At 71.6% G+C, this 23,712-nt stretch carries 21 protein-coding genes; 8 read left to right on the forward strand and 13 right to left on the reverse strand.

Annotated features, from left to right (window positions below):
* The first annotated feature begins 101 nt into the window (after nt 1–101).
* The 6 genes from OG858_RS31895 (at nt 102) to OG858_RS31920 (ending at nt 6,597) form a co-directional block, all read left to right on the forward strand.
* Complete coding sequence (locus tag OG858_RS31895) at nt 102–1,328, forward strand: L,D-transpeptidase (protein ID WP_328544206.1); 1,227 nt, start codon at nt 102–104, stop codon at nt 1,326–1,328.
* A gap of 171 nt (nt 1,329–1,499) precedes the next feature.
* Nucleotides 1,500–2,756, forward strand: a complete 1,257-nt coding sequence (locus OG858_RS31900) for a L,D-transpeptidase (protein ID WP_319069493.1) — start codon at nt 1,500–1,502, stop codon at nt 2,754–2,756.
* A 92-nt stretch (nt 2,757–2,848) separates the two neighbouring features.
* Nucleotides 2,849–3,616: an enoyl-CoA hydratase/isomerase family protein gene (locus tag OG858_RS31905; RefSeq protein WP_319069491.1), complete on the forward strand. Its 768-nt coding sequence runs from the start codon at nt 2,849–2,851 to the stop codon at nt 3,614–3,616.
* A 314-nt stretch (nt 3,617–3,930) separates the two neighbouring features.
* Nucleotides 3,931–4,434 (forward strand): ATP-binding protein, encoded by a 504-nt coding sequence (locus OG858_RS31910; protein ID WP_319069490.1) that lies wholly within the window; start codon nt 3,931–3,933, stop codon nt 4,432–4,434.
* A gap of 233 nt (nt 4,435–4,667) precedes the next feature.
* Complete coding sequence (locus tag OG858_RS31915; protein WP_328545290.1) at nt 4,668–5,870, forward strand: YncE family protein; 1,203 nt, start codon at nt 4,668–4,670, stop codon at nt 5,868–5,870.
* 115 nt (nt 5,871–5,985) lie between these two features.
* On the forward strand, nt 5,986–6,597 hold the full coding sequence (locus OG858_RS31920) for an ADP-ribosyltransferase (RefSeq protein ID WP_455681696.1): 612 nt from the start codon (nt 5,986–5,988) through the stop codon (nt 6,595–6,597).
* Between the two features lie 35 nt (nt 6,598–6,632).
* On the opposite strand, the gene OG858_RS31925 is transcribed toward OG858_RS31920, so the two are convergent.
* A complete protein-coding gene (locus OG858_RS31925) occupies nt 6,633–7,268 on the reverse strand; it encodes a GNAT family N-acetyltransferase (protein ID WP_319069487.1) in 636 nt (211 codons plus the stop codon).
* 59 nt (nt 7,269–7,327) lie between these two features.
* Between OG858_RS31925 and OG858_RS31930 the strand changes: the two genes are divergently transcribed.
* On the forward strand, nt 7,328–8,242 hold the full coding sequence (locus OG858_RS31930; RefSeq protein ID WP_319069485.1) for a helix-turn-helix domain-containing protein: 915 nt from the start codon (nt 7,328–7,330) through the stop codon (nt 8,240–8,242).
* A gap of 71 nt (nt 8,243–8,313) precedes the next feature.
* Nucleotides 8,314–8,526, forward strand: coding sequence for an EF-hand domain-containing protein (locus tag OG858_RS31935; protein WP_013000557.1), 213 nt, complete (start codon nt 8,314–8,316; stop codon nt 8,524–8,526).
* Nucleotides 8,527–8,888: 362 nt separating this feature from the next.
* Here the strand turns inward: OG858_RS31935 and OG858_RS31940 are convergent, their stop codons facing one another.
* From OG858_RS31940 to OG858_RS31995, 12 genes are all read right to left on the reverse strand, one after another.
* Nucleotides 8,889–10,484 (reverse strand): NADase-type glycan-binding domain-containing protein, encoded by a 1,596-nt coding sequence (locus OG858_RS31940; RefSeq protein WP_327744982.1) that lies wholly within the window; start codon nt 10,482–10,484, stop codon nt 8,889–8,891.
* Nucleotides 10,481–11,038, reverse strand: a complete 558-nt coding sequence (locus OG858_RS31945) for a phage tail protein (protein WP_037695689.1) — start codon at nt 11,036–11,038, stop codon at nt 10,481–10,483. The genes OG858_RS31940 and OG858_RS31945 overlap by 4 nt, the downstream gene beginning before the upstream one ends.
* 115 nt (nt 11,039–11,153) lie before the next feature.
* Nucleotides 11,154–13,112 (reverse strand): putative baseplate assembly protein, encoded by a 1,959-nt coding sequence (locus tag OG858_RS31950; RefSeq protein ID WP_086750112.1) that lies wholly within the window; start codon nt 13,110–13,112, stop codon nt 11,154–11,156.
* A complete protein-coding gene (locus tag OG858_RS31955) occupies nt 13,112–13,555 on the reverse strand; it encodes a GPW/gp25 family protein (protein ID WP_086750113.1) in 444 nt (147 codons plus the stop codon). Before OG858_RS31955 ends, OG858_RS31950 begins: the two co-directional genes overlap by 1 nt.
* 175 nt (nt 13,556–13,730) lie before the next feature.
* Nucleotides 13,731–15,632, reverse strand: coding sequence for a VgrG-related protein (locus OG858_RS31960; RefSeq protein ID WP_319069479.1), 1,902 nt, complete (start codon nt 15,630–15,632; stop codon nt 13,731–13,733).
* Nucleotides 15,632–16,357 (reverse strand): CIS tube protein, encoded by a 726-nt coding sequence (locus OG858_RS31965; RefSeq protein WP_328544205.1) that lies wholly within the window; start codon nt 16,355–16,357, stop codon nt 15,632–15,634. Before OG858_RS31965 ends, OG858_RS31960 begins: the two co-directional genes overlap by 1 nt.
* Nucleotides 16,358–16,373: 16 nt before the next feature.
* Nucleotides 16,374–16,799, reverse strand: coding sequence for a phage tail protein (locus tag OG858_RS31970; protein WP_037695699.1), 426 nt, complete (start codon nt 16,797–16,799; stop codon nt 16,374–16,376).
* 87 nt (nt 16,800–16,886) lie between these two features.
* The gene (locus OG858_RS31975; protein ID WP_162948575.1) at nt 16,887–17,054 is read right to left on the reverse strand and encodes a hypothetical protein; all 168 of its coding nucleotides are present in this window, start codon (nt 17,052–17,054) and stop codon (nt 16,887–16,889) included.
* Nucleotides 17,055–20,786: 3,732 nt separating this feature from the next.
* Nucleotides 20,787–20,945 carry a DUF6760 family protein gene (locus tag OG858_RS31980; RefSeq protein ID WP_086750330.1) on the reverse strand — a complete coding sequence of 53 codons (159 nt, stop codon included), beginning with the start codon at nt 20,943–20,945 and terminating at the stop codon, nt 20,787–20,789.
* Complete coding sequence (locus tag OG858_RS31985) at nt 20,942–21,508, reverse strand: hypothetical protein (RefSeq protein WP_319069477.1); 567 nt, start codon at nt 21,506–21,508, stop codon at nt 20,942–20,944. Before OG858_RS31985 ends, OG858_RS31980 begins: the two co-directional genes overlap by 4 nt.
* Nucleotides 21,508–21,951, reverse strand: a complete 444-nt coding sequence (locus OG858_RS31990) for a phage tail protein (protein WP_033526822.1) — start codon at nt 21,949–21,951, stop codon at nt 21,508–21,510. The genes OG858_RS31985 and OG858_RS31990 overlap by 1 nt, the downstream gene beginning before the upstream one ends.
* A gap of 70 nt (nt 21,952–22,021) precedes the next feature.
* Entirely contained in the window at nt 22,022–23,599 is a 1,578-nt protein-coding gene (locus OG858_RS31995; protein WP_328544204.1) for a phage tail sheath subtilisin-like domain-containing protein, read from the reverse strand.
* Nucleotides 23,600–23,712 lie beyond the last annotated feature (113 nt).

Consider the following 23,712-nt stretch of genomic DNA (forward strand, 5'->3'; position numbering starts at 1 on the left):
TCCCTTCACCGCTCCCCATCACGTCGTCCTCCCAAGTGTTCTGCCCAGAGCACGCCTCGCACTCACGTTTCCCGGGGGCGTGCGCCGTCGTTGGGCCGCACGTGAACCACGCACAGACGCACGCGCGCCGCGCCGTGGCCGCCCTGGCCGCCGCACTCACCTGGGCAGGCCTGCTGGCCGGGGCCGCCGGATGCACCGCCGGACCGCCACTGACCAGCGAAAAGGCGCCCGACGACACGATCCGGGTCACTCCGGAGGACGGCAGCAAGGGCGTGCGCCCGGAGCAGCGCTTCGAAGTACGGGTGCCCAGCGGGCGCCTGGAGTCCGTCAAGGTGGTGAAGTCGCAGGACGCGCAGGAGTCACCCGTACCGGGCCGGTTGTCCGCCGACGGGCTGAGCTGGCGCCCCACCGGCTCACCGAAGCTCGCGCTGGCCGCCAGGTACACCGTCGACGCGGTCGCCCTCGACGGCCACGGCCGTCGCTCGGCACGGCACGTCACCTTCACCACCTCCGTCCCCGACGAGCGCTTCATCGCGTACGTCACGCCGGAGAACCGGGCCACCGTCGGCACCGGGATGATCGTCTCCCTGGAGTTCAACCGGGAGATCGAGAACCGCGCGGCCGTCGAACGCGCCGTCGACGTGACCGCCGAACCGCCCGTCGAGGTCCGCCCGCACTGGTTCGGCGGGGAACGCCTGGACTTCCGCCCCGAGACGTACTGGAAGCCCGGGACCAGGGTCACCGTCGGACTGCGGCTGCGGGACGTCGTGGGCGCGCCCGGCGTCTACGGCCAGCAGTACAAGACGTTCTCCTTCACCGTCGGCCGCCACCAGGTCAGCGTGGTCGACGCGGCGAAGCACACCATGCGCGTGGAACGCGGCGACGGCGTGCTCGCCACGCTCCCCGTCACGGCCGGGGCGCCGAAGACGACGACGTACAACGGGAAGATGGTCGTCACCGAGATGCTGGAGGTGACTCGGATGAACGGCGCCACCGTCGGCTTCAGGAAGGCGAACGGCAAGGGCGAGTACGACATCCCGGACGTCCCGCACGCGATGCGCCTCACCACCTCCGGCACCTTCCTGCACGGCAACTACTGGGCGCCGGACGCCTTCGGCCGGGCCAATGTCAGCCACGGCTGTGTGGGCCTGCGCGATGTGAAGGGCGGCGATTCCGGCACCCCCGCCGGCTGGTTCTTCGACCGCAGCCTCATCGGGGACGTCGTCGAGGTGATCAACAGTGACGACAAAACGGTCTCTCCCGACAATGGGCTCGGAGGCTGGAACATGGGGTGGAACGCATGGAAAGCGGGTGCGGCGGTGAAGTAGACGGACATAGCGCCGACATGGGGGTACGCGCGTGATGATTGAAGTTGGGACTGAACGGTGACATTCACCGAGGCCAAATCCTCCCGATCATCTGGTTAATGTACGGGCGTACGCGCATGTGGTGCGTAGGGGTGCGGGCCTGATCAGGCCGTGCGAGGGGAGAACAGAGAGTTGAACGGGCGACCGATATCGGGGGCGTCGGTTGGCGCGCGGACGCGGCGGCGCAAGGGGGCCCTGGCCGTGCTGCCGGTCCTGATGCTGCTCGCGGTCACCGCGTGCGGCGGAGGCGGGGGTTCGGACACCGGCTCCGGCGACGACAAGGGGAAGGGCTCCGACAGGACCGCCTCGGACAAGGCGGCCACCAAGGCCTCGGAGGCGGTGGTCTCCATCGCTCCGAAGAACGGCGCCGATGACGTGGCCACCAACGGCGCCCTCAAGGTGAGCGCCGCCAAGGGCAAGCTGTCCGAGGTCACGGTCGAGAACGACAAGGGCGAGAAGATCGCCGGCGAGATATCCGGCGACGGCGCCACCTGGACGCCGTCGATCCACCTCAACTCGGCCACCGAGTACAAGGTGCACGCCGTCGCGAAGGACTCCGAGGGGCGTGAGGCGGCCGAGGACTCGTCCTTCACCACGTTGACCCCGAAGAACACCTTCGTCGGTATCTTCACCCCCGAGGACGGGTCGAAGGTCGGCGTCGGAATGCCGTTCTCGATCCGCTTCACGCGGGGCATCACCGCCCCGGAGGACGTCGAGAAGGCCATCACCATCAAGACCGAGCCGGCCGTCGACGTCGAGGGCCACTGGTTCGGCAACGACCGCCTCGACTTCCGCCCGGAGAAGTACTGGAAGGCCGGCACGAAGGTGACCGTCGACCTCAACCTCGACGGTGTCGAGGGCCGCGACGGCGTCTACGGCGAACAGAGCAAGAAGGTCTCCTTCACCATCGGCCGCAGCCAGGTCTCCGTCGTCGACGTCAAGAAGCTGACCATGAAGGTCTCGCGGGACGGCAAGGTCGTCAAGACCATCCCGGTCACCACCGGCCAGCCCGGCATGGAGACCTGGAACGGCCAGATGGTCATCAGCGAGCGCCTGCGCGTGACCCGGATGAACGGCGAGACGGTCGGCTACGGCGGCGAGTACGACATCAAGGACGTGCCGGACGCCATGCGTCTGACCAACTCCGGCACCTTCATCCACGGCAACTACTGGGGCGGCGGCGCCTTCGGCAACTACAACGCCAGCCACGGCTGCATCGGCCTGCGCGACACCCGCGGCGGCTACGACCGCGGTGCGCCGGGCGCCTGGTTCTTCGACCACTCCATGGTCGGCGACGTCGTGGTCGTGAAGAACTCCAACGACCGGACCGTGGACCCGGACAACGGCTACAACGGCTGGAACATGGACTGGGACAAGTGGAAGGCGTAGGCGCCTCCTGAGAGCCCGAGATCCTGACGCACGGCCCCGGTGTGATGTACCGCACCGGGGCCGTTGCCGTTAGTCGCCGTTAACCTGCCCTCATGACTGTGCATCTCGAAGTCGCCGAAGGCGTGGGCACGATCCGCCTCGACCGGCCGCCCATGAACGCCCTGGACATCGCCACCCAGGACCGCCTCAAGGAACTCGCCGAGGAGGCCACGCGCCGCGACGACGTCCGCGCGGTGGTGCTCTACGGCGGGGAGAAGGTCTTCGCGGCCGGCGCGGACATCAAGGAGATGCAGGCCATGGACCACGCGGCGATGGTCGTCCGGTCCCGCGCCCTGCAGGACTCCTTCAGCGCCGTGGCCCGCATCCCCAAGCCGGTCGTCGCGGCCGTCACTGGCTATGCGCTGGGCGGGGGTTGCGAGCTGGCGCTGTGCGCGGACTACCGGATCGCCGGGGAGAACGCGAAGCTCGGCCAGCCGGAGATCCTGCTCGGGGTGATCCCGGGCGCGGGCGGCACCCAGCGGCTGTCCCGCCTCGTCGGCCCCTCCAAGGCCAAGGACCTCATCTTCACCGGGCGCATGGTCAAGGCGGACGAGGCGCTCGTGCTCGGTCTGGTGGACCGGGTCGTCCCGGCGGACGAGGTGTACACCGCCGCGCACGAGTGGGCCGCCCGGCTGGCGCGGGGGCCGGCGATCGCGCTGCGGGCCGCCAAGGAGTCGATCGACGCGGGGCTGGAGACCGACCTGGAGACCGGGCTCGCGATCGAGCGGAACTGGTTCGCGGGACTGTTCGCCACGGAGGACCGCGAGCGCGGGATGCGCAGCTTCGTGGAGGAGGGGCCGGGCAAGGCGAAGTTCGTCTGACGGCGGTGGATCAGGGCCGGGGGTCCGGAAACCGGCCCACAAGTTCCGCCGAACGACTTGCAGTTGACGCGATGTATGACCCGCGTCCCCCGAAGGGGCGGTTTGCCCGTTCCTTAAGGCAGTCTTAAGAGAGCCTTGCCCAAGGCTCTTGGCGCTGACCGGAGTTCAGGGTGTCGGCGCAGGTCGGACGGGCTGTCGCGGGTGGTTTACTGCCTCTGGCATATGCCATCCGAAACCTCCGGAATGGTTGGTTCCGGGGGTTGTATTCCTGCGGAACGGCCCCGGAGGAGGCTCGGGACGGCCATGATGGGGGCATGGCGGGGCTGGAGGGTATCGAACAGCCGCGGCGGCACGGGAGTGCGACCGCGGCGCGTTGGTCACCTGCGATCGAGGACGAACGGGCGCAGAAGGCACTGGAGTTGTTCGGCAACCCGACCGAGGCAGAGGTTCCGCTGCCGTCCCGTCCCGAGTCCGCGGCCACCGCCCGGCGGCTCGCCCAGGTTGTCATCCTCCGCCAGTGGCGGCTGTCGCCGAGGATGACCGAGGACGCGGTCCTGCTCGTCTCCGAACTCGTGGGCAACGCCGTGCGCCACACCGGCGCCCGCGTCTTCGGACTGCGCATGCGCCGCCGGCCGGGCTGGATCCGGATCGAGGTCCGCGACCCCTCGCGGGGACTGCCCTGTCTGATTCCGGTACAGGAGACGGACATCAGCGGGCGCGGGCTGTTCCTGGTGGACAAGCTCTCGGACCGCTGGGGGGTCGACCTGCTGCCGCGGGGGAAGACGACGTGGTTCGAGATGAGGGTCGCCGACCGGTAAGGGGTGCCCGAAGCCCTGGCAAGGAGGCGGGGCTGTGACACGGTGCGGCTCCGCCGCGCGGGCGCGACCAGCCGCGGACGACCCGCGGTCGCAAGCCGGTGGAAGCGCCCACGGCGCGCGGCCCCCAGGTGCCCGGCGGCAGCCGCCACGCACCTCCGTCGATCGGGCCAATCGCCGGAATTCGCGGCGGACCTCCCTATAAAGGTCGCGTGACCACGCCCCGCACCCCCCTCATGCAGTGCAACCTCGTGCAGCGCGCCCTCCTCGCGGCCGCCGTTCTCGCCGCCGTGGCCGCGTGCGGCGCCGGGACCGGGACCAGTGAGCAGCAGCAGAGGATCCGGGCCGACCGGGCCATCGCCGAAGCCGAAGCCGCCGAGAGGAAGAAGAAACAGCGGACGGCGGTCAGAGGACTGCGCGGCATGCCGCCCGTGCTGGACCCCAGGGACGTCTATGCCGCCGACCGCCCGAACCGGCTCTCCCCAGTGGTCGAGGACTTCCCGTCCCGGGTGTACGTCCCCAACAGCGAGTCCGACACCGTCACCGTCATCGACCCGAAGACGTACGAGATCATCGAGACGATCCCGGTGGGCCGCCAGCCCCAGCATGTCGTGCCCTCCTGGGACCTGAAGACCCTGTGGGTCAACAACAACCGGGGCCACACCCTCACCCCCATCGACCCGAGGACGGGGAAGGCGGGCAGGCCGGTCGAGGTGCACGACCCGTACAACCTGTACTTCACCCCCAACGGCGAGTACGCCGTCGTCATGGCCTCCCTCGACCGCGAACTCGTCTTCCGCGACCCGCACACCATGAAGCGGGTCAGGACCGAGCCGGTCACCTGCTACGGCGTCAACCATGCGGACTTCTCGATCGACGGCACGTACTTCATCGTGTCGTGCGAGTTCAGCGGTGAGCTGCTGAAGGTCGACACCGCGAAGATGAAGGTGATCGGGCAGCAGAAGCTCCCGTTCGAGGGGGCCATGCCGCAGGACGTGAAGATCTCGCCGGACGGCAAGCGGTTCTACATCGCCGACATGATGGCCCACGGCATGTGGGTCCTCGACGGCGACAAGTTCGACGAACCGAAGCTCCTGCCCACCGGAAAGGGCACCCACGGGCTGTACGTCGGCCGCGACTCACGCGAGATGTACGTCTCCAACCGGGGCGAGGGCTCCGTGTCCGTCTTCGACTTCACCGAGAACAGGCTCACCAAGAAGTGGCACCTCCCCGACGGCGGCAGCCCCGACATGGGCGGCGTCTCCGCCGACGGCAAGGTCCTGTGGCTCTCCGGCCGCTACGACTCCGAGGTGTACGCCATCGACACCCGCAGCGGGGAGCAGCTCGCCCGCATCCCCGTCGGCAGCGGCCCGCACGGCCTCGCGGTCTACCCGCAGCCCGGCCGCTACTCGCTCGGCCACACCGGCATCTTCCGCTGACGACCGCCCGGCGACCGGAATCTCCCGGTGACACACGACAACCGGGCGGGCTGACACGCCGCCGTACGGGTGATGATCCGCGGCCCGGCGCCGCGCAGCCGAGATCGTGCTCACCATGATCACAACTCGTCTGCGGCGCCGGGCCGCCGCCGTCGTCCTGTCCCTCTCCGCCGTCCTCGCGACCTCCGCCGCGACCGCTCCGGCACAGACACCGACCACCTCTTCGGCCAAGGCCGCCGCACCGGCCTGCCCCCAGTTCGACGACCCGGTCCACGCCGCCGTCGACCGCCGCGTGGACGTCGACCGCATCACCCCCGAGCCCGCCTGGCGCACGACCTGCGGCACGCTGTACCGCAGCGACAGCCGGGGCCCGGCGACCATCTTCGAGCAGGGCTTCCATCCCAAGGACGTCATCGACGGGCAGTACGACATCGAGCAGTACGTCCTGGTCAACCAGCCCTCGCCGTACGTCTCCACGACCTACGACCACGACCTGTACAAGACCTGGTACAAGTCCGGCTACAACTACTACATCGACGCCCCCGGCGGCGTGGACGTCAACCGGACGATCGGCGACCGGCACAGGTGGGCCGACCAGGTCGAGGTCGCCTTCCCCGGCGGGATCAAGCCGCAGTACGTCATCGGCGTCTGCCCGGTCGACAAGAAGACCAGGACGGAGAAGATGAGCGAGTGCGAGAGCAACCCGCACTACGAGCCCTGGCACTGACACCCGCCGGGGTCCCCACGGCTCGACGGGTGGCCCTATCGGGCGCTGAGCAGTATCTCGGAGCCCACCGGCAGATAGCCGGCCGACTGGAACGCCCGCACGCTGCGGGCGTTCCCCGGCGCGATCTGCGCCCACAGCGGCTCGGCGACCAGATGCCGTGCGGCACTCACCAGCGCCCGGCCCAGCCCCCGGTGCCGTACGTCCTCGTCCACCTCGACCGAGACCTCCAGCCGCCCGGCGATTCCCCGGCCCGTCGTCAGGACTCCGCCGTCCGCAGCCCAGACCCGTACGTCGTCACGGCGTCGCCGCGCGTACGCGACGCGGGGGTGTCCGGCGTCCTCGATCTCCTTCAGCGCCAGCGGCGGTTCGCCCGGCAGGGGCGAGGCGACCAGCATCGCGTCGATGGTCTCGGATGTACGGCCCGTCCGCTCCATGAGGGCCGCCAGGAACCGTGGGTTCATGCTCGCGGACAGCGCGTCGCACTCCGCGGCCGCCAGGCTCTCGTACACCCACCGGGGATCCTCGTCCGTGAAGACGACGGAGTGTGCGGTGAAGCAGAGGACGCCCGCGTCCCGGGGAGAGTGCTGAGCGACGACGGTCGTACCGCCGTCGGCCGGCGGGAAGACACCTCTGGCCACCGCGTCCAGAATGTCCCGCAAGCGCTCCGTCACCGGACTCCTTCGCCGTGCTCCTTGAGTCTCCACCCACTGGAAGGCCCACACTCGCAGACATGATCGAGAACGGCACCGGCCTTTTCACCATCGGGCAGCTCGCCCGCGGCTCCGGTCTGTCCGTCCGCACGATCCGCTACTGGTCGGACGAGGGCGTCCTGCACCCGGTCACCCGCAGCGAGGGAGGCTACCGGCTGTACGACGCCGAGTCCGTGGCCCGGCTCGAACTCATCCGCACCCTGCGGGAGCTGGGCCTCGGCCTGGACCACGTACGGCGGGTGCTCGCGGGCGAGACGACCGTCGCGGAGGTGGCGGCCACGCATGTGGCCGCGCTGGACGCGCAGATCCGCGGCCTCAAGGTGACCCGGGCGGTGCTGTCGACCGTGGCGCGACGCGGCTCGACCGCGGAGGAGATGACCCTGATGAACAGACTGGCCCGGCTGTCCGCCGCCGAACGAGGGCGGATCATCGACGACTTCATGGAGGAGACCTTCGGAGGACTCGACACCGCGGACCCCGACATCCGTACGAGGCTGAGGTTCAGCCTCGCGGATCTGCCGGAGGACCCCACGCCCGAGCAGGTGGACGCCTGGGTGGAGCTGGCCGAGATGCTTCAGGACCCGGGGTTCCGGGCGCGGATGCGGCAGACGGTCGAGTTCAACGCGGCGGACCGGGGGCCGGACGTGCCGTCGGGCACCTCCCTGTGGTTCATGAGCCGCCTGGTGCAGCTCGCGGGGGAGGCGCTGCGGGACGGCGTCGACCCCGCCTCGCCCGCCGCCGACCAGGTGCTGACAGGACTGCTGGGCGACGCCGACCGGGCCGTCCTGCTGGAACGCGTCACCTCGGCGGCCCATGCCGAGCTGGCCCGGTTCCGGGAGCTGGCCGCGCTGGTGCGGGGCGTGGAACCGCTGTCGGCGCACACCGAGGAGTTCGCGTGGGTGGTCGCCGCACTCCGCACTCGCGTGGCCGGTTAATCTGACCTGCGTCAGTAGGACTGTCAGCAGGACTGCCTGAGACAGGCAGGGCACCAAGAAGGGGCGGATCGGTGGCGGACATCGAGGCAGCGCGCAAGGAGTTCCAGCGGATCGACGCGGACGGTGACGGGTTCATCACCGCCGCGGAGTTCAAGACCGCCCTGGCCCAGGAGGGCGACTGGAACGTCACCGAGTCCGTGGCGGAGGTCATCATCCGCACCCGCGACCTCAACGGCGACAAGCTCCTGTCGTTCGACGAGTTCTGGGCCCACCTGGACAAGTGAGCCACAGGTGAATGGGGCGCCCCACCGCACCGAGCGGTGGGGCGCCCCATTCGTTTGGCTCAGCTGTTTGGCTCAGCGCGCCAGAGTGCCCCATCGCCCCCATCGCCCCCGGTCGTGCGAGGAGGGAGGGCCGCGTCTGTGAGTTCAACGAGGCGTCGTCGAGTGTCCTGGATGTGACCGGCAGGAGCTGACATCGATGCCCCGCGGCATGGGGCTCTCCGGAGGTGCGGGGGAGTCGGCCCGGTCGCAGACCTGTGGCGGTCCGGCCGGTCCGGCCGGTCAGGGCTCCCGGATCCGGACCAGTGGCGTCCGCCTTTCCCGGCACAGTCCCCGCCTCACCCCTCGCGCGTTCCGTTCCCGCTCTAGCTGTTGCTGTTCGAGCGGCCGAAGAACTCGATCTCGGCTATGGCGACCTGCTTCTTGTCGTCGGCGCCGTAGGCGGAGCGGATGGTGAAACGGACGGTCTCGGCGTCGCCGACGCGGAACTTACGGCTCTGGCCGCCGGCGGTCTGGTCGAGGGTGAGGATCTTGGTGGAGGTGGAGCCGTCGGCGGCGGTGATCGTCGCCTCGATGCGGTGCGGGCGGGCCGACTCCGCGCGCTGGTCCGGCTTCTTCGAGACACCCGGCGTGATGACCACGTCCAGCAGCCTGACGGGCTGCTCGAAGTGGGCCTCGATCCACTCCCCCTCGCCGGACTGCGTGACACCCGGGCCCCACCACGTGTTGCTGTACGTGTCGAAGGCCAGATCCGGCTTGTGACCGGGGAACGAGCGGGACGCCTTGGAGCTGTCGGGGAGGACCGAGGCGCGCTTGGCGAAGTGGTCGCGGGCCGCCTGGTAGCCGTCGTCGGCCTGGAGCGCGAGGGTGACGATCAGGGTGAGGACGAGGGCGGCGACCACCCAGTTGAGGATCCGGCCGAAGCCGCGGCGCAGGCGGGGGCGGTCGCCCGCCCACGGGGTCTGTGTGTTGTGGCCGTTCAGCATCCGGCGCCACCACGGCAGCCGTCCCGGTGCCTCCGTGCGCCCGGCCATCGGCATCGCGCAGCGCGCGCAGAAGTGCCGGTCCGGCCGGGTGGGGGTCCCGCACCAGGGACAGGGCACGCCGCCCTCCGTGCCGAACTCCGGTCCGGGGGTGCGGACTTGGGGCCGCTGCACGTCGGGGCGGCCGGGCAGTACGGGTGCGACGGCCGGTTCCGCCGGGGCACGGGGTTCGGGGTCGGCCACCGGGACCAGGAGGGACCTGGCCCGCTCGGCGGCGGAAGGGGTGTGGGCGTGGGAAGGGGGCGGCGAGGCCGGCGTCGGGAGGGGGGTGGTGGGGGCCTCGTCGTCGTGGTGGGGGTGCGCGGCCGGGTGGCCCGGTTCGGGGGTGGGGGAGGAATGGGCGGGCGGGGATGCGGGGGTGGCCGTCACGGTCGGGGCCTCGGTCTGGACGTTGGCCTGGGCCTGGGCCTGGGCCGTGGGAGGTGCCGGTGTCCTGTCGGCGGGCGACGGATCGGGGGCGGGGTGGGTGGGCGCGGTGGCTGCGGTGGGCGCGTCCGCGCGGACCGTCGTGCCGGCCTCCGGGGTGCGGACGCCGGTGGCGGCGGTCGCGGTCGCGCCCGCCTGGGCCGGGTCGTGGCCGGTGCGGGCCGTACCCGTGCCGGCGCCCGGGTGGGCGAAGGCGTCCCAGCCGCGCTCGTCGTCGTCGGCCGTCGTGCGCCCGGCGTTCGCCGGAGCCGGAGCCGGAGCCGGAGCTGGGGCCGGAGCCGGAGCCGGGGCCGGGGCGTCGGTCTTCGGGTGTCCGGTGCCCGCGCGGTCGGTGGGTTCGCTCCCGGTGCCGCCCGTGGTCGCTCGGGCCGGGGTTCCGGACCAGCCGAGTACCGCGCCGCAGGCGTCGCAGAAGGACTGGCCGGGCTCCCCGCGGGTTCCGCATTCGGCGCAGCTCCGGGCCTGGCCGGTGCCGGGGGTCTGGCTGGTCATCTCTCGGGGATCCTTTCGGCGGCGGTCACCTGGACCGTGTAGGGCATGTGGGCGGGGCGGGCGGCGGCCACGAGGCTGTCCAGCCGGTGTTCGTCCGCGGGGGTGGGGTCGGGCAGGCGAAGGGCCACGTGGAGGCGGGGTCGGGCTTCGCCGGGGACCGGGCCGAGGGGGCGGGCGTCCCAGGAGGCTGCGCCGCTCTCGGTGATCTCCGGGGTCACGCCGAACACCAGGCGCACCGCCTCGGACAGCCCGCGCCGCGTGCCGCGTACGCGGTGCAGGTACGCGGCGGCGGCGACCGCGGCGCGCAGGCGGGCCTCCGGTTCCGTGCCGTCGGTCTCGGCGCCGACCCAGCCGGCGAGCCACTGGGTGAAGTCCACGGGGGCGAGCGACGGCGTGAAGTAGGAGTCCAGGCAGTCGAGGACGGACAGGATCGGGGCGAGTACGTCGTCCAGCCCGCCGATGAAGCGCTGGGCGAGGTCGTCGTCGGCGAACACGGCGGGCAGCATGGTGCCGATGGGGGTGGGGGAGCCGAGGCCGTCTATGGAGCCCCTCATGTGTGGTCGCCTCTCGGTGAGGTGCCTGGTAGCTCGGGGCCTGCTGTTCTTCGGCGGCTGCGGGTTGTCTTTGGTTGCTCGCGCAGGTCCTGGCGCCCCTGACGGGGCGCGGCCCTCACGGCTTGTCCCCGATCACTCGGACCCGGTGGTCGAAGGAGAAGACCAGGGACGGCGGGGAGAGGTCGATGCGGTTGGTGGGGTCGCCTCGCTTGCCGGTGAGGGGGTCGGCGGGGTGGAGTTGGACGTCGTCGACGAGTTCGACGCCGGGGACGCGTTGGAGCACGGCGAAGACCTCGCCGGACTGGACGGGGCGGCCGAAGGGCCAGCCGCGGCCGTCGGCGCCGCCGGTCAGCGGATCGAGATGCCGGTAGAGCGCGTCGTGGGCCTGGCGGCGGACCCGGTCGGTGTCGGTGCCGCGGAAGGCGTGCAGCGTCGCGACGACGGTGACGCCCTGGTAGAAGGGCGGGCCGACCGCCAACCGTGTGCCTATCAGGCGGCGTTCGTCCAGATGGCGGGTGATGCGGCGCAACAGCGCGTCGCCGGGGACCAGTTGCTCGAAGCGGAGGCGGCCGCCGGGGTCCGGGACGGCCTGCGGTACCACCAGCACCCGCACCGCGTACGCCCCGTGCTCGCCCTCCTCGCCCTCCAGACAGGTGATGCGGGCGGTCTCGGGGGCCGCGCGGCGGGCGAGCTCCTCGTAGTCGCGCAGGGTCACCGCGCGTTCCTGGGCGCGCAGGGTGATCGGCGCCCGGACCTTCGCCTCCTCCACGGTCTCGGCGTCGACACCGCCGCGCGCGGCCTCGCGGTTGACGACCTCGGACACGTACGGGACGGAGGTGCGCAGCACCCGGATGGCGCCCCGGGCGACGTTGCCGGCCCTGCCGCCGCCGGTGCGGTAGCGCACGGCGCGGATGACGGAACCCTTGGGCGCGGCGGCCCCGTACGCGCGCAGGGTGCCGTCGGGCTCCCTTACCGCCGGGCCGAAGGCGATCTCGCCGGTGGCCGAGTCGAGGGTGATGTGCCGGTCGTACGAGGTGGACGCGGCGAAGGACGGGACGACGTCCCAGTCGGTCCAGCCGTCGTGCTCTGCGGTCTGCAGCAGGACGGGCGGGGTGTCACCCACCACCGGGAAGTGAGCCAGGCGCAGCCGCTGTCCGGGCAGGCCGGTGGACTCGCCGAGCGCCTCGTCGTACACGGTCTCGGCGTGGACGGCGGTGGTGGTGCCGCCGATGGTGAAGGCCTCGGACGCACGGACGGTCGGTGAGGTGGTGTAGAAGGGCTGGCCGGGCAGGGGTTCGGTGACCCGGCAGCGCAGCCAGCCGGCCTCCTGCCCGCCGGTGCGGGACAGGGTGTGCCCGCCGGGCATGTGCAGGACCACCTCGCCCGGCCGGTTGAGGCCTCCCGTGCCGTCGCGGTCGACCTCGCACGCCGTCCAGCCGTCCTCGGTCCACGCCTCCCAGACCAGCGGCGGCTGCCGCGGGTCCACGCCGACACCGTCGACCACGCTGTCCAGCTCCAGCACGATCGCGCAGTACGGCACGGCGGCGGTCAGCCCGAACAGCATGCAGTCGCCGGGCCTCGGGGACTCGGCGAAGCACATCAGGTCCTTGCCCTCGGCGAGGTCGGCCGTGCGGTCGGCGACCGGCTCACCGGGTCGCTGGGTGACCAGATACCGCAACTCGCAGGGCACGACGGACAGTTCGCGCTCGGTGGCGAAGACGACCGCCTCCTCGCTCTCGGTGCGCAGGGTGGCGACCTCGGTGCCCACGGGCAGCGGCACCGGCTCCTCCTGCGGCGCGGACAGCCAGAAGGTCACGTCCGTGCGGGCCGCCGAGGGCGGGAACAGGGTGATGCCCACCAGGTCCAGGAACGCCAGATGGTTCTTCTCCGGCACCCGGTTGAGCCGGTAGACGATCTGGTCGGCCATGTGGGCGACCGTCTCCACCAGGGTGACGCCGGGGTCGGAGACGTTGTGGTCGGTCCACTCCGGGGCCCGCTGCTGGATGTAGCGCTTGGCGTCGTCGACGAACTGCTGGAAGCGGCGGTCGTCGAGGTTCGGGGAGGGCAGGGCCATCAGCGGTCGCTTTCGGGACGGTCGGAGCCTTCGGAAGCCAGGTCCGGCTCGTCGTGGGAGGGGATGACGTAGAACGGGAAGACCAGGCTGCGCGGGTTGTTGGTGCCGCGGATCGCGTAGCGGACGTCGATGAACAGGACGCCCTGGTCGGCGCCCGCCGTCACCTCGACGTCGGTCACCTCGATCCGCGGCTCCCAGCGGTCGAGGCTCGCGTACACCTCGTGCTGGATACGGCCGGCGGTGGCCTCGTTGACCGGCGCGAACACCAGGTCGTGGATGGCGCAGCCGAACTCGGGGCGCATCGGCCGCTCGCCCGGCGAGGTGGCCAGGATCAACCGGATGGCCTCCTCGACCTCGCGCTCCCCGCTGACCAGGGCGATGCCCCCGGTGGGTCCGATGCGCAGCGGGAACGCCCAGCCGGATCCGACGAACTGCTCGGCCATCAGCGGGCCACCCTTCTTCGTGGAACGTGGGACTCCCCGTCGAACTCCCCGGCGGACTTCTCGCCGGTCTCCTCGGCGGCCTTCCGGGCAGTCACGGGACCGCATACGGAACCGCATACGGGATCGGCCTCGGCATCGGTTTCGGGATCCGTCTCGGGACGGCATACGGAATCGGTCACGGGATCGGGTACGGCTTCTTGTTGACCAGCACGATGCCCGTGATGTCCACGTTGGCCGCCCGGAGCGCCGCCTGGCCGACGGCGTTGATCTGCACGGTCCCGGCCGCGCTGATCGTCGCGGCACCGGCCGCGTTCACGGCGACGGCGCCCACCGCGTTGATGTTGACCGCACCGCCGAGCGACCTCAGGCCGACCATGCCCTGGCCCTGGAGGTTCAGGGGTCCGCCGCTCCTGATGGTCACGGACCGCAGCGCGCTCAGCGTCAGATCGGTCCCGGCCTTCACGGACACCGAGGTACCGCCCGTGATGCTGACGGCACCCTTGCTGTCCACCGTGATCTCGGTCTTCGTCCGGTCGAGGTTGATGATCAGCCGGTCGTTGCCGCTGGCGATGCGGACGCCCTGCTTGCGCAGGCCGGTCTGCTGGCTGAGCAGGTCGACGCGGTTGCCCTCCCGGTCGGACAGGGTGTGCCGGATCGCCTTCTTCTTGACCGGGTCGTGCAGCCACACGTCCTTCACGGGGGTCGGCTTGTCGATGCCGTTGTAGAGGCCGCCGATGACGAAGGGGTGGTCGAGCGCGCCCCGGTCGAAGGCGACCAGCACCTCGTCGCCGACGTCCAGCGGGAAGATCCCGCCGCCGCCCTTGCCGCCCATCTGCACGGTCCGCGTCCAGTCGCTGACGTACGTGTCGTCCAGCCACGGGAACTGGAGCTTCACCCGGCCCTGCTTCAGCGGATCCTGTACGTCGGTGACCAGCGCGTTGGCCACACTGGGCAGCCGGGGTGAGCCGGAACCGCCGCCGGACGCCAGCCCGAACAGGGAGCGCCACTGCCGGCCGCTGACGGTCACCCAGGTCTCGTAGTGGCTGCCGTCGCCGAAGGAGTGCCGTACGGAGGTGCAGGTGTACTTGCCCTCGAAGGGGGCGCCCACCTCGGTGAGCGTGACCGGCACGCCGGGCCGCAGCTGGGGGTTGCCGCGCACGGTGACCTCCAGCTCGGCGAAGGAGGAGGTGATGTCGTCGGCGAGGGAGGCGGCGGCGTGCGTGACCTCGCTCTGGAGGTCGTACGGCGTGTCGGTCTCGACCAGCTTCGCGGCCGTGAACGCGGCCGCCGCCTTCTGCGGGGTGGTGCCGATGGCGATACCGGGGTTGGCCTTCGCCGGGGTCGTCGCGGTGAGCTTCTTCTTCGTCGTGACGTTCCAGCCGCGCGCCTCGACCTTGCCGACCTGGTCGGCGGCGGTGACGGCGGCCCGGCAGCGCAGGATGTCCACACCGGCCTGCAGCACGAAGGGGCTCTTCTCGCCGGGCGTGCTCGTCGGGGGCGCGCCGGACGCCGGCTTCGGCTTGACGAACTGGAACTTCCCCTTGGCGTCCAGCGACATCACCATCTCGTTCTCGTCGGCGAGCCGCGCGAGGAAGTCCCAGTCGGTCACATTGGACTGGCTGATGAAGTCGTAGACGGTCTTGGTGGACTGCACCTGCCCGACCGGGATGCCGTTCATCCCGGCCAGCTTGCGGGCGATGTCGGCGGCCGTCTGATTGCGGTACGCCGCCACCCTGCGCACCCGCATCAGCCGGTGGCCCGGGTCGTAGCCGCGGACGACGGTGAAGGTGCCGGTGCCGTCGTAGTCGGTCTCCATGCCGGTGACCTCGCCGGTGAGCAGCGGGGACGCCGCGCCCTGCCCGTCGGCGACGGGCGCGATGACCACCTTGCTGCCGAACCTGACGTTCAGTTTGCCCAGCAGCAGCCCGTGCGGGTCCCGGAAGGTGAGCCGGAACGCGCCGGGCACCCCGGCCCCGAGATCGACCCAGCCGCCGACCAGCAGATCGGCGTACTCGGTCGGCAGCTTCGCGCCGTCGAGGGTGACATGGATGACGTTGGAGAAGGACGGCTTCACCATCACAGACCCACCTCCTCGGCAGCCGGGAGGACGAGTTCGATGCCGGTGGGCAGCCGGGTCGGGTCGTCGATGCCGTTGGCCTCGGCGATGGCCCGCCACGCCGAGGCGTTCCCGTACTCCCGCCACGCCAGCGACTGCAGCGAGTCGCCCGCGACGACCCGGTGCACGCTCTGCGCGGTGAGCGCGCCCGATGTCGGGTTCTGCCCCTTGGTCGTACTGGGGATCTCGTGCAGCGACATCCGGCAGGTGGCCCGGATCGGCACACCGGTCGTCCCGAACAGGGAGTACGTGACGTCCACGGAGCTGACGTACGCCGTGAAGCGTGCCGTGGAGAACGACCCCCACTGGAACACCACCCAGGGCGGCGACGGCTGCTTCGCGGCGAGGCTCTTCGCCGTCACCTCGCAGCACGACAGCAGCGACTCCACCTTCTTCAGCACCGTGGTGCCGCTCGGCTTGGCGGAGGAGTCGAGGAAGATCTCGACGTTCATCTGCCGGGCCTCGGGTCCCATGAACTCCGGGAGGGCGCCGTCGCGTACGGCCGCGCTGATCGTGGTCTTCCACTGGGCGCCCCGGCGCAGCGTCAGCTCCGCCGGGTTGAACTCGAAGCTGAACGTCTTCATAAGACCGCCCGGCGTCGTGCTCGTCCCGACCGGCGGCTCGTGAATGGCCAGTGTGGCCCGCACGAGGCTCTTGCCCGCGCCGCCCTTGCTGCCCTTCGCCATGTTCTGTTTCCGCCCCTCAGTCCGTGAACCCGTGGTGCGTGATCTCCAGGACCTCGGTCGCCACGCTCGGGTTCGCCGGGTCCAGGGACGGCCCCTGCCAGCTCACCGGCAGGACGTCGATCAGTCCCCAGTGCGCCACCTCCGAGCCGTCCGCGCGCAGCGCCGCGATCTGGGCCGTCGGCCGCTTCACGCCCGTCGCCACGGACGAGATCCACGCCGCGACCTTCGCCGTGTCCGGCGTCAGCGGCCTCGTCAGCCGGATGTTCGAGAACGTCACACGCGACGGGAACTGCCAGACGAACCCGTTGTTCCCGCCCTCCTGGCGGTGCTCGATCTCCACCGTCGAGGACAGCCCTTCACACCCGTTGAAGTAACCGAGGCTCTCGCCGTCGATGGTCAGCGTGAAGAAGATGGTGGAGCCCGGGTCGAGATCGCGGGGCATCGGGGAGGGCCTTTCTGGTGGTGCGGGGGCGGCGGCCGACCGGGCCGGTGTGGGTGGGCGGCGGGTCGGTGGTGGAGTCGGTGGTGATCAGTGGCGGGGGTCGCGGAGTTTGCCGATTCGTTCGCGGTCGAGACGGAGTTCGGTGCGGACGAGGCGGGTGATCCGGCCGATGAGCTTGTGCGTCAGTTCGTCGAGCTGGAAGTCGGTGAGGGCGCGGGGGTCGAACGGGGCCTTGGAGGAGGCGTCGTTGTCCACCGCGGAGTAGGGGGGCGGGAGGTCGGCCGACGCGGTGCGGTGGGCTGTGGTGGTCGTGCCGGCTGTGGTGGCCGTGGTGGCTGCGGTCGTTGCGGTCGCTGTTACGGGTGAGGCGGCTGTGGTTGTGGTGGCGGGCGTGGGACGGAGGGGGATTCCTGGGGCCCGCTGGATTGGTGCGGGTGCGGGTGCGGGTGCGGGTGTGGGGGTGATGGGTGTGGTGCCGGGTGTCTTCGGGGCGTGGGTGGTTGGGCGCTGGGCGACGGCCGGCCTGGCGGGGAGGGCGCTCGGTCGCCGGGGTGCCTGCGAGGGCGTCGTGGGGGCGACGGTGAGGGGGAGCGCCGTACGGGACGGGGCGGTGGGCTTGCCGGGCTTGTCGGGCTTGTTGGCTGTGAGGCGTTGTACGGCGGGGCCGGTGCCCGGCGATGAGGGTCGGCCGTTCGTGGAGGTGGGGCGGCGCAGGGGTATGGCGGTCCGGGGCGCCTGACGCTGGATCGCGGGGGACGCCGTGGTGGTGGGCAGGGCCGAGGTGAGGGCGCGGGTGGGGGCGAGGGGGCGTACGGGGGTGGGGATGGGGGTGGGCGAGGGCAGGGGGGAAGGCGTTCTGGACTGTGGTGCTGAGGGAGAACCTGATCGCCCAGGGAGTTGCCGGGGTGGGGTGTGGGGCGGCTGTGGGGAGGGTGGGGCTGATCGCGTGTTTCCCCGAGTCCCTTCAGGGCGGTGTCCGTGGCCCGTGGTCGTCAGTGGGACGACCGGGGGGTGGTGCGGTGCTGCCGGTGAAGAGGCCGAGACCTGAGGAAGCGGGCCCGGGGTGGGGTTCGCCTTCGCCCGGTGTGCCGTTGCCGCCCGCTGCAGGGGAGGGGGGACGGGGAGGCCTGAGCCGCCGGGGGGCGTGCGCTTGGAGAGGGGCTTCGCGTCCTCGGGCGGGGTGGAGAGGGGAGCACCGAGCAGGGGACGCTGACGGGGGGTGGAAGCTCCGGCGTGGGGTCGGTCTGGCGGGGCCGGGGCCGGGTCTTGGGGTGCGGGTGCGGCGGATCCGGGTGGCCGAGGGGTGGTCGCGGCGGGGGGCCGGGGGGCCGGGCTCGGGTGCGTGGGTGTGGGGGCGACCGTGGGGACGGGACCCGAGGTGGGTGTGCCGAGGCCTATGCGCCTTGTTCCGCCGGCGGCGCTCCGTTGTACGGGGTGGGTGCCTGGGGCGGTGGTGGGGGTGATGCCGGGGCCGGGCGTTGTCGGCCTGGGGCTGGAGAGGTTGGTGGTGTCGGCTGCTGCCGCCCGTTGGATGTGGGCATGTGGGGAGGTCGGGGTGCCGGCTGATGTACCGGCGGGGGTCGTGCTGCCGGCGCCGGCGCCACTGGCGGTGTCGAGGCTTGTCGAGGTGTGGGTGGAACGAGGTGGCCCTTCAGCCGGGTTGGCCGTGGTCCCACTGGGGAGTGCCGCAGAAGTCCCGGTGCCCGCCGCCGAGGGGTGGACGGGCGCGGTGTCGGTGAGGCTGCCGGTGCTGTCCACCGGTCCGGGGGAGTGCACCCTGAGGGGGGCGGGCGTGGTGCCCGTACCGCCGGGGTCGGCCTTCGCCCGTTGGACGTTGACGGCTGTGCTGCCGGAGGCGGAGCCGGTCGCCGTACCGCCGGGGCTGGAGACCGCGTTCGGGGAGGCGGCCGGTGTGCTGCCGCGGCCGGTGGCCGCTCTCTGGACGACGGTCACAGGATCACCTGTGCTGGAGGGTGCGCCGTCAATCGAGCCGACTGCCGCTCTGCCGAAGCCGGTTGCCGTTACGCCGGGACCGTTTGCCGCAGTGTCGCGACCGCGCACTGCCGGGCTGGGGCCGGGCGGTGTCGCGGCCGGGGTGGTCGGGGCTCCGTCGGGCTCGACTGCCGTACGGCTGGGACCGGTCACCGCTCGCTGGACGTTCACAGCTCCGCCGGAACGGCCGGTCGAGGTGCGCCCGGGGCTGCCCACCGTCCTGCCGGAGCCGGAGCCGGAGCCGGAGCCGGAGCCGGAGGTGCTCGTCCTGCCGGGCGGGGTGCTGGTGGGTCTGGCCGGCGTGGCATCGGGGTTCATCGCCGCGCGTTGGATGGCGGCCGCCGGATTGCCTGGGGCGGTTCCGCGGGGGGCCGGTGCGGGGGCGCTCGGTGCGGGGCGGTGGCCTGTCGTCGTGCCGGGCGTCGTGCCCGCCGTGTTGCCGAGTCCGGCCACGGGCCGCTGCGCGTCGACCGCCGCTGTGTTCGGGCTGGTCGGCTTCCCATCGGGGCCGCCCGATGTTCCGCGAGAGGCGGTCGGTGCTCCGGCGGAGCCGGTGGCCGTCGAGTCGCGGCCGGCGTGCGTACCGCCGGACCCGGTCGACGCCCGCTGGACGCTGACCTCGGCGGGTCCGGCGGGGAGCGGGGTGCCCCCAGAGCTGGGGCCCGTCCCGCCGGGGCCGGTCGCAGTCCCGGCAGGGTCGGCTGCCGTTCGGCCGGAGCCCGCTGGTGTACTGCCCGAGTCGGTCGCCGCCCGCTGGATGTCGAGCCCCGCCCGACCGAGGTCGGCTGCCGTCTTGCCGGGGCGCCTGGTCGCGTCGGCGAAGCCGCCCCGGGAGGTGTCGACGCCGACAGCCGCTGCGGGAGGCGCCGTTGCCCCGAGCGGGCCTCCGGACGCGCCGACCGGATCCGCACCCGAGTCGGCCGAGTCCGACGTGTTACGCGCGGACGCCGTACCCCCCGATGCCGTATTCCCCGACGGGCTGTCGCCGGACACCGAACGCTGCGGCGAAGCACCGCCGGAAGCCATGTGCCCGGACGAAGAATCGCCCGAGGTACCGCCCGGTGTCGTATGCACACCCGAGGTACCGCCCGACGCCGTACGCCCAGTCGAGGCAGCCCCCGAAGCCGTACCCCCCGGCGCCCCAGCCGCCCCAGCCGCCCGGGGAGCCTGCGGGCGTGCTGTCGGCAGCGTCCGTCGCCGGACGGCGGGCGGCGCGGCAGGGGACTTGGTCAACAGGGCCGGGCGGGTGGTGCGGGGCGGTACGGGGGTCACCCGGGGGCCGGTCGGGCGGGACGGTGTGACCTGGTAGGGCGCGCGCTGTACCGGCCGTGGGTCGGCGGGCGGGTCGGCACGGGCCTCGGGCTCCTCGTACGCCACCGGCAGGGTGCGCGAGGGAAGTTCGAGTCCGGCGACGGGTGCCGCCGATGTGGTGAGGACGTCCTTGACCAGCCCGCCCGGCGCTTCGGGCAGGACGGCATGGGACAGGGTCCCGGTGAAGGACGGGTTCTGCCAGGTGCTCAACCGCCCGCTGAACCCGGCGTCCGCGACAACGGCCCGCCCCCCGATGGCCCGCTGAATAGGGGCGAGCCCCTCCCAACCACGGCCCGAGGCAACACCACCGACCGAGTCGGTTCCACCGACCGAAGCGCCCCCGCCGACCGAGTTGCCCCCGCCGGCCGAAACAGCCCCACCGACCGCGGCGGCCCCCATTGCCCCGGACGCACCGGTCGGCGACGTCAGGCCGTCTCCCGACCCGGCGCCGAACGAACCGCTGCCCGCACCCGCCGGATTCCCCTCGGAACCCGCGGGCCCAGCGGCGGACTTCACCTCGCCGACCGAGCCGGCCCCGGCCGCAGAGCCCACGCCGGTACCGACGTCGCCCGAGACGGCTCGACCACCCGAGCCGTTCCCCTCACCCGAGTCGGCCCCGTCGGCTCGACCCCGGCGCCCCGCCGGCCCGGCGGCACCCCGTAGGCGATCCAAGAAACCCACGTGTCAGCCCTCCGCCCCGCCCCGTGTCACGAGGGACGCGATCTGTTCGGTGTAGCGGCGGCGGTCGTGGTGTTCGAGGTCGAGGATCTCCTCGAAGCTCCAGTGGAAGTGGTAGGCGACGTACGCGATCTCCTCGTGCAGCCGGTCGGTCGCGTACGTCACGATTCCCCCAGGCGGCTCCCGCCGAGTTCGACCTCGAAGGGCTCGGAGCAGTGGGGGCACTCCACGGCCGCACGGGTGTGACCCTCCGCGTTGACCTGCCGGTAGAAGTCCTGCAGGAACGCGAGGTCGGACGCGAACATGTTCTCCACGATCCCGTCGTGGACCATCGGCAGGTTGCCGAGTCGGGTGATGACCCGGCCGAGCAGCACGACCGACAGATACGCCGGGTTCTCCTGGACGCGCACGTCCCGGAGCGGGATCAACTCGTCCCGGGCGGTGGCGAGTCGCATCACGCCCTCCCGGTGGACGTTCCCCGCCTCGTCGACGTAGCCGCGCGGCAGCTCGAACGGGAACTCCGTCCGCAGCCGCTGCGCCACCGGCGCGACGGCCGGAGCCGACGCGGGGGCAGGAGCAGGAGCAGGAGCAGGAGCGGATGTGGAGACGGGGGCGAAGGCGGAAGCGGCCGGAGTCGCCTCCGCGCCCATGCCCGCACCCATGCCCGCACCCGGCACGTCCACGATCGAGCCCGAGCCCGCGCCCGCCCTGGCAGCCGAACGCCGCATTACTCGATGACCAGTTCTTCGAAGACGATGGTCACGGTCTCGGTGAGCGCGGACGCCTCGCCGGCCTTGAGGGTGCTCGCGTCGATCTTGCTGCACCAGGCGTTGCGCATGTTGTACCGCTTCACCGGATTGTTCTGATAATCCATCATGATGATGGACGCGTTCTTACGTGCCGAGCCCATCTGACCGTTGATGGAGTCGTTGATCCACGTGTTGAACGCGGCCGACTGGGTCATACCGCGCACCACGGTGCACTGCCCGTTCTTCTGCACACCGGGCAGCAGATTGACCTCGGGTCGGCCCTGGGCGGAGTTCTGCTGGTACGTGATGACGTCCTGTTCGAGGGTGAGGCCGCTGACCTCCGCGAGGTACTCGACCATCACCCCGTCGATCTGGAGGCCGAAGTTGTGTGAGGTAAGGGCGTCACCCGGCGCGAGACTCATCTGTTCTCTGTCCTTCTAGGGGTCTTGAGGTGTGGCGGACGAGGGCTGTGATGGGGAGGGGCACCGAGTGCTACTCCTCCAGCTCTCCGTTGCCGCTGGAGAACTGGGCCAGCCGGAAGATCACGAACTCGGCGGGCTTGACCGGGGCGATACCGATCTCACAGATGACCCGGCCGAGGTCGACCGACTCCGGCGGGTTGGTCTCGTCGTCGCACTTGACGTAGTAAGCGTCCTCGGGCCGCTGGCCGAAGAGGGCGCCGCTGCGCCACTCGTTGACCAGGAACGCGGAGACGTTGCGCCGGATCCGGGCCCACAGCGCGTGGTCGTTCGGCTCGAACACCACCCACTGGGTGCCGATCAGGATCGACTCCTCCAGGTAGTTGAAGTACCGGCGGATGTTGAGGTAGCGCCAGGCCGGGTCGGAGGACATGGTGCGGGCGCCCCAGACGCGGATGCCGCGGCCCGGGAAGGCGCGGATGCAGTTGACGCCGATGGGGTTGAGGAGGTCCTGCTCGCCGCGGGTGATCTGCAGCTCCAGGTCGACCGCGCCACGTACGACCTCGTTGGCGGGCGCCTTGTGCACACCGCGCTCGAAGTCGTTGCGGGCCCAGACGCCGGCGACGTGACCGCTCGGCGGGATGACGCGGGACTGGCCGCTGGCCGGGTCGAAGACCTTGATCCAGGGGTAGTAGAGGGCCGCGTACTTGGAGTCGTACCCGGCGGTCTCCTGGCGCCAGACCCGGATCTGCCGGGCGTTGAGGCCGGGCGGCGGGTCGATGACGGCGACCCGGTCGCCCATCAGCTCGCAGTGCGCGATCAGACCGAGCTGGACCGCCTTGACGGCCTCCAGGTCGATCACGCCGCGCTGGTAGGCGGCCATCAGGTCGGGCACGGCGACCATCGAGATCTCGTCCACGGCCTCCAGGCCGCCGAAGCCGGTGCGGTCGGCGGAGTCGCCGAGGTACTCGGCCGGGCCGGGGTGACCGCCGTCCGTCGCGGCGGGCGCGACGACGGCCGGGGCGGCGGGGGCCGCCAGCGCCACGGTCTGGTTGTCGGGGCGCGCGAGCTGCGCGGCCGGCGCCGTCTCCTGGACCGCGATGAGCTTGGAGCGCTCCTTGACCTGGGTGACGACGTAGTTGCGCCCGCCCTTCTTGGCGGTCACGTCGAACGTCTCCACGGCCTTGTCGCCGTCCTTGACGACCAGCTTGAACCGCTCGGCCGGGCCCTCGCCCTCGGGGTCGGCGACCTCGACGCTCAGCGAACCGCCGGCGATGGCGGTCACGCTGAACGTGCCCAGCTGCTTCGGCTCGCCCGGCGGCAGCGCGGCCGGCGCGGCGGCACCCGTCACGGCTGCCGGGCCACCGGCGGACGCGCCGCCCTGGTCCGTGCCGCCGACCCGGACGACGTACGCGGCGCTGCCGCCGTTGTTGAAGAACCCGTACACCGAGTGCGCGAGGTAGTAGCCGTCGGTGAACTCGCCGAAGGCGGCGACGTACTGGGACCAGTTGGTCACCAGCGTCGGCTCGTTCAGCGGACCGGTCGGGGCCAGGCCGACGAAGGCGGCCACCGAGGTACCCACACCCTCGATGGGACGCGAGCCGCTGGCCACCTCCTCGACGTAGACGCCCGGCGACAGGTAGGACGGCATGCTCTGCTCTCCTTGGGGTACGAGACAGGTCGCCTCTCACCCTCACGCGCGAAGCGCGTCCCCTGAAACGTCCTCCGGTACCTGATCGGGGGCACATCCGTTGCCCCCAGGGG

The organism is Streptomyces europaeiscabiei, assembly GCF_036346855.1.
GTDB lineage: Bacteria > Actinomycetota > Actinomycetes > Streptomycetales > Streptomycetaceae > Streptomyces > Streptomyces europaeiscabiei.

Excerpts from the sequence above, each read along its gene's own strand:
- OG858_RS31930 (WP_319069485.1), top strand. The coding sequence starts at position 7,328 with ATGATCGAGAACGGCACCGGCCTTTTCACCATCGGGCAGCTCGCCCGC.
- OG858_RS31995 (WP_328544204.1), bottom strand. The coding sequence starts at position 23,599 with ATGCCGTCCTACCTGTCGCCGGGCGTCTACGTCGAGGAGGTGGCCAGC.
- OG858_RS31920 (WP_455681696.1), top strand. The coding sequence starts at position 5,986 with ATGATCACAACTCGTCTGCGGCGCCGGGCCGCCGCCGTCGTCCTGTCC.
- OG858_RS31950 (WP_086750112.1), bottom strand. The coding sequence starts at position 13,112 with ATGGCCCTGCCCTCCCCGAACCTCGACGACCGCCGCTTCCAGCAGTTC.
- OG858_RS31990 (WP_033526822.1), bottom strand. The coding sequence starts at position 21,951 with ATGAGTCTCGCGCCGGGTGACGCCCTTACCTCACACAACTTCGGCCTC.
- OG858_RS31955 (WP_086750113.1), bottom strand. The coding sequence starts at position 13,555 with ATGGCCGAGCAGTTCGTCGGATCCGGCTGGGCGTTCCCGCTGCGCATC.
- OG858_RS31905 (WP_319069491.1), top strand. The coding sequence starts at position 2,849 with ATGACTGTGCATCTCGAAGTCGCCGAAGGCGTGGGCACGATCCGCCTC.
- OG858_RS31940 (WP_327744982.1), bottom strand. The coding sequence starts at position 10,484 with ATGACCAGCCAGACCCCCGGCACCGGCCAGGCCCGGAGCTGCGCCGAA.
- OG858_RS31945 (WP_037695689.1), bottom strand. The coding sequence starts at position 11,038 with ATGAGGGGCTCCATAGACGGCCTCGGCTCCCCCACCCCCATCGGCACC.
- OG858_RS31965 (WP_328544205.1), bottom strand. The coding sequence starts at position 16,357 with ATGGCGAAGGGCAGCAAGGGCGGCGCGGGCAAGAGCCTCGTGCGGGCC.
- OG858_RS31970 (WP_037695699.1), bottom strand. The coding sequence starts at position 16,799 with ATGCCCCGCGATCTCGACCCGGGCTCCACCATCTTCTTCACGCTGACC.
- OG858_RS31985 (WP_319069477.1), bottom strand. The coding sequence starts at position 21,508 with ATGCGGCGTTCGGCTGCCAGGGCGGGCGCGGGCTCGGGCTCGATCGTG.
- OG858_RS31915 (WP_328545290.1), top strand. The coding sequence starts at position 4,668 with ATGCAGTGCAACCTCGTGCAGCGCGCCCTCCTCGCGGCCGCCGTTCTC.
- OG858_RS31960 (WP_319069479.1), bottom strand. The coding sequence starts at position 15,632 with ATGGTGAAGCCGTCCTTCTCCAACGTCATCCATGTCACCCTCGACGGC.
- OG858_RS31910 (WP_319069490.1), top strand. The coding sequence starts at position 3,931 with ATGGCGGGGCTGGAGGGTATCGAACAGCCGCGGCGGCACGGGAGTGCG.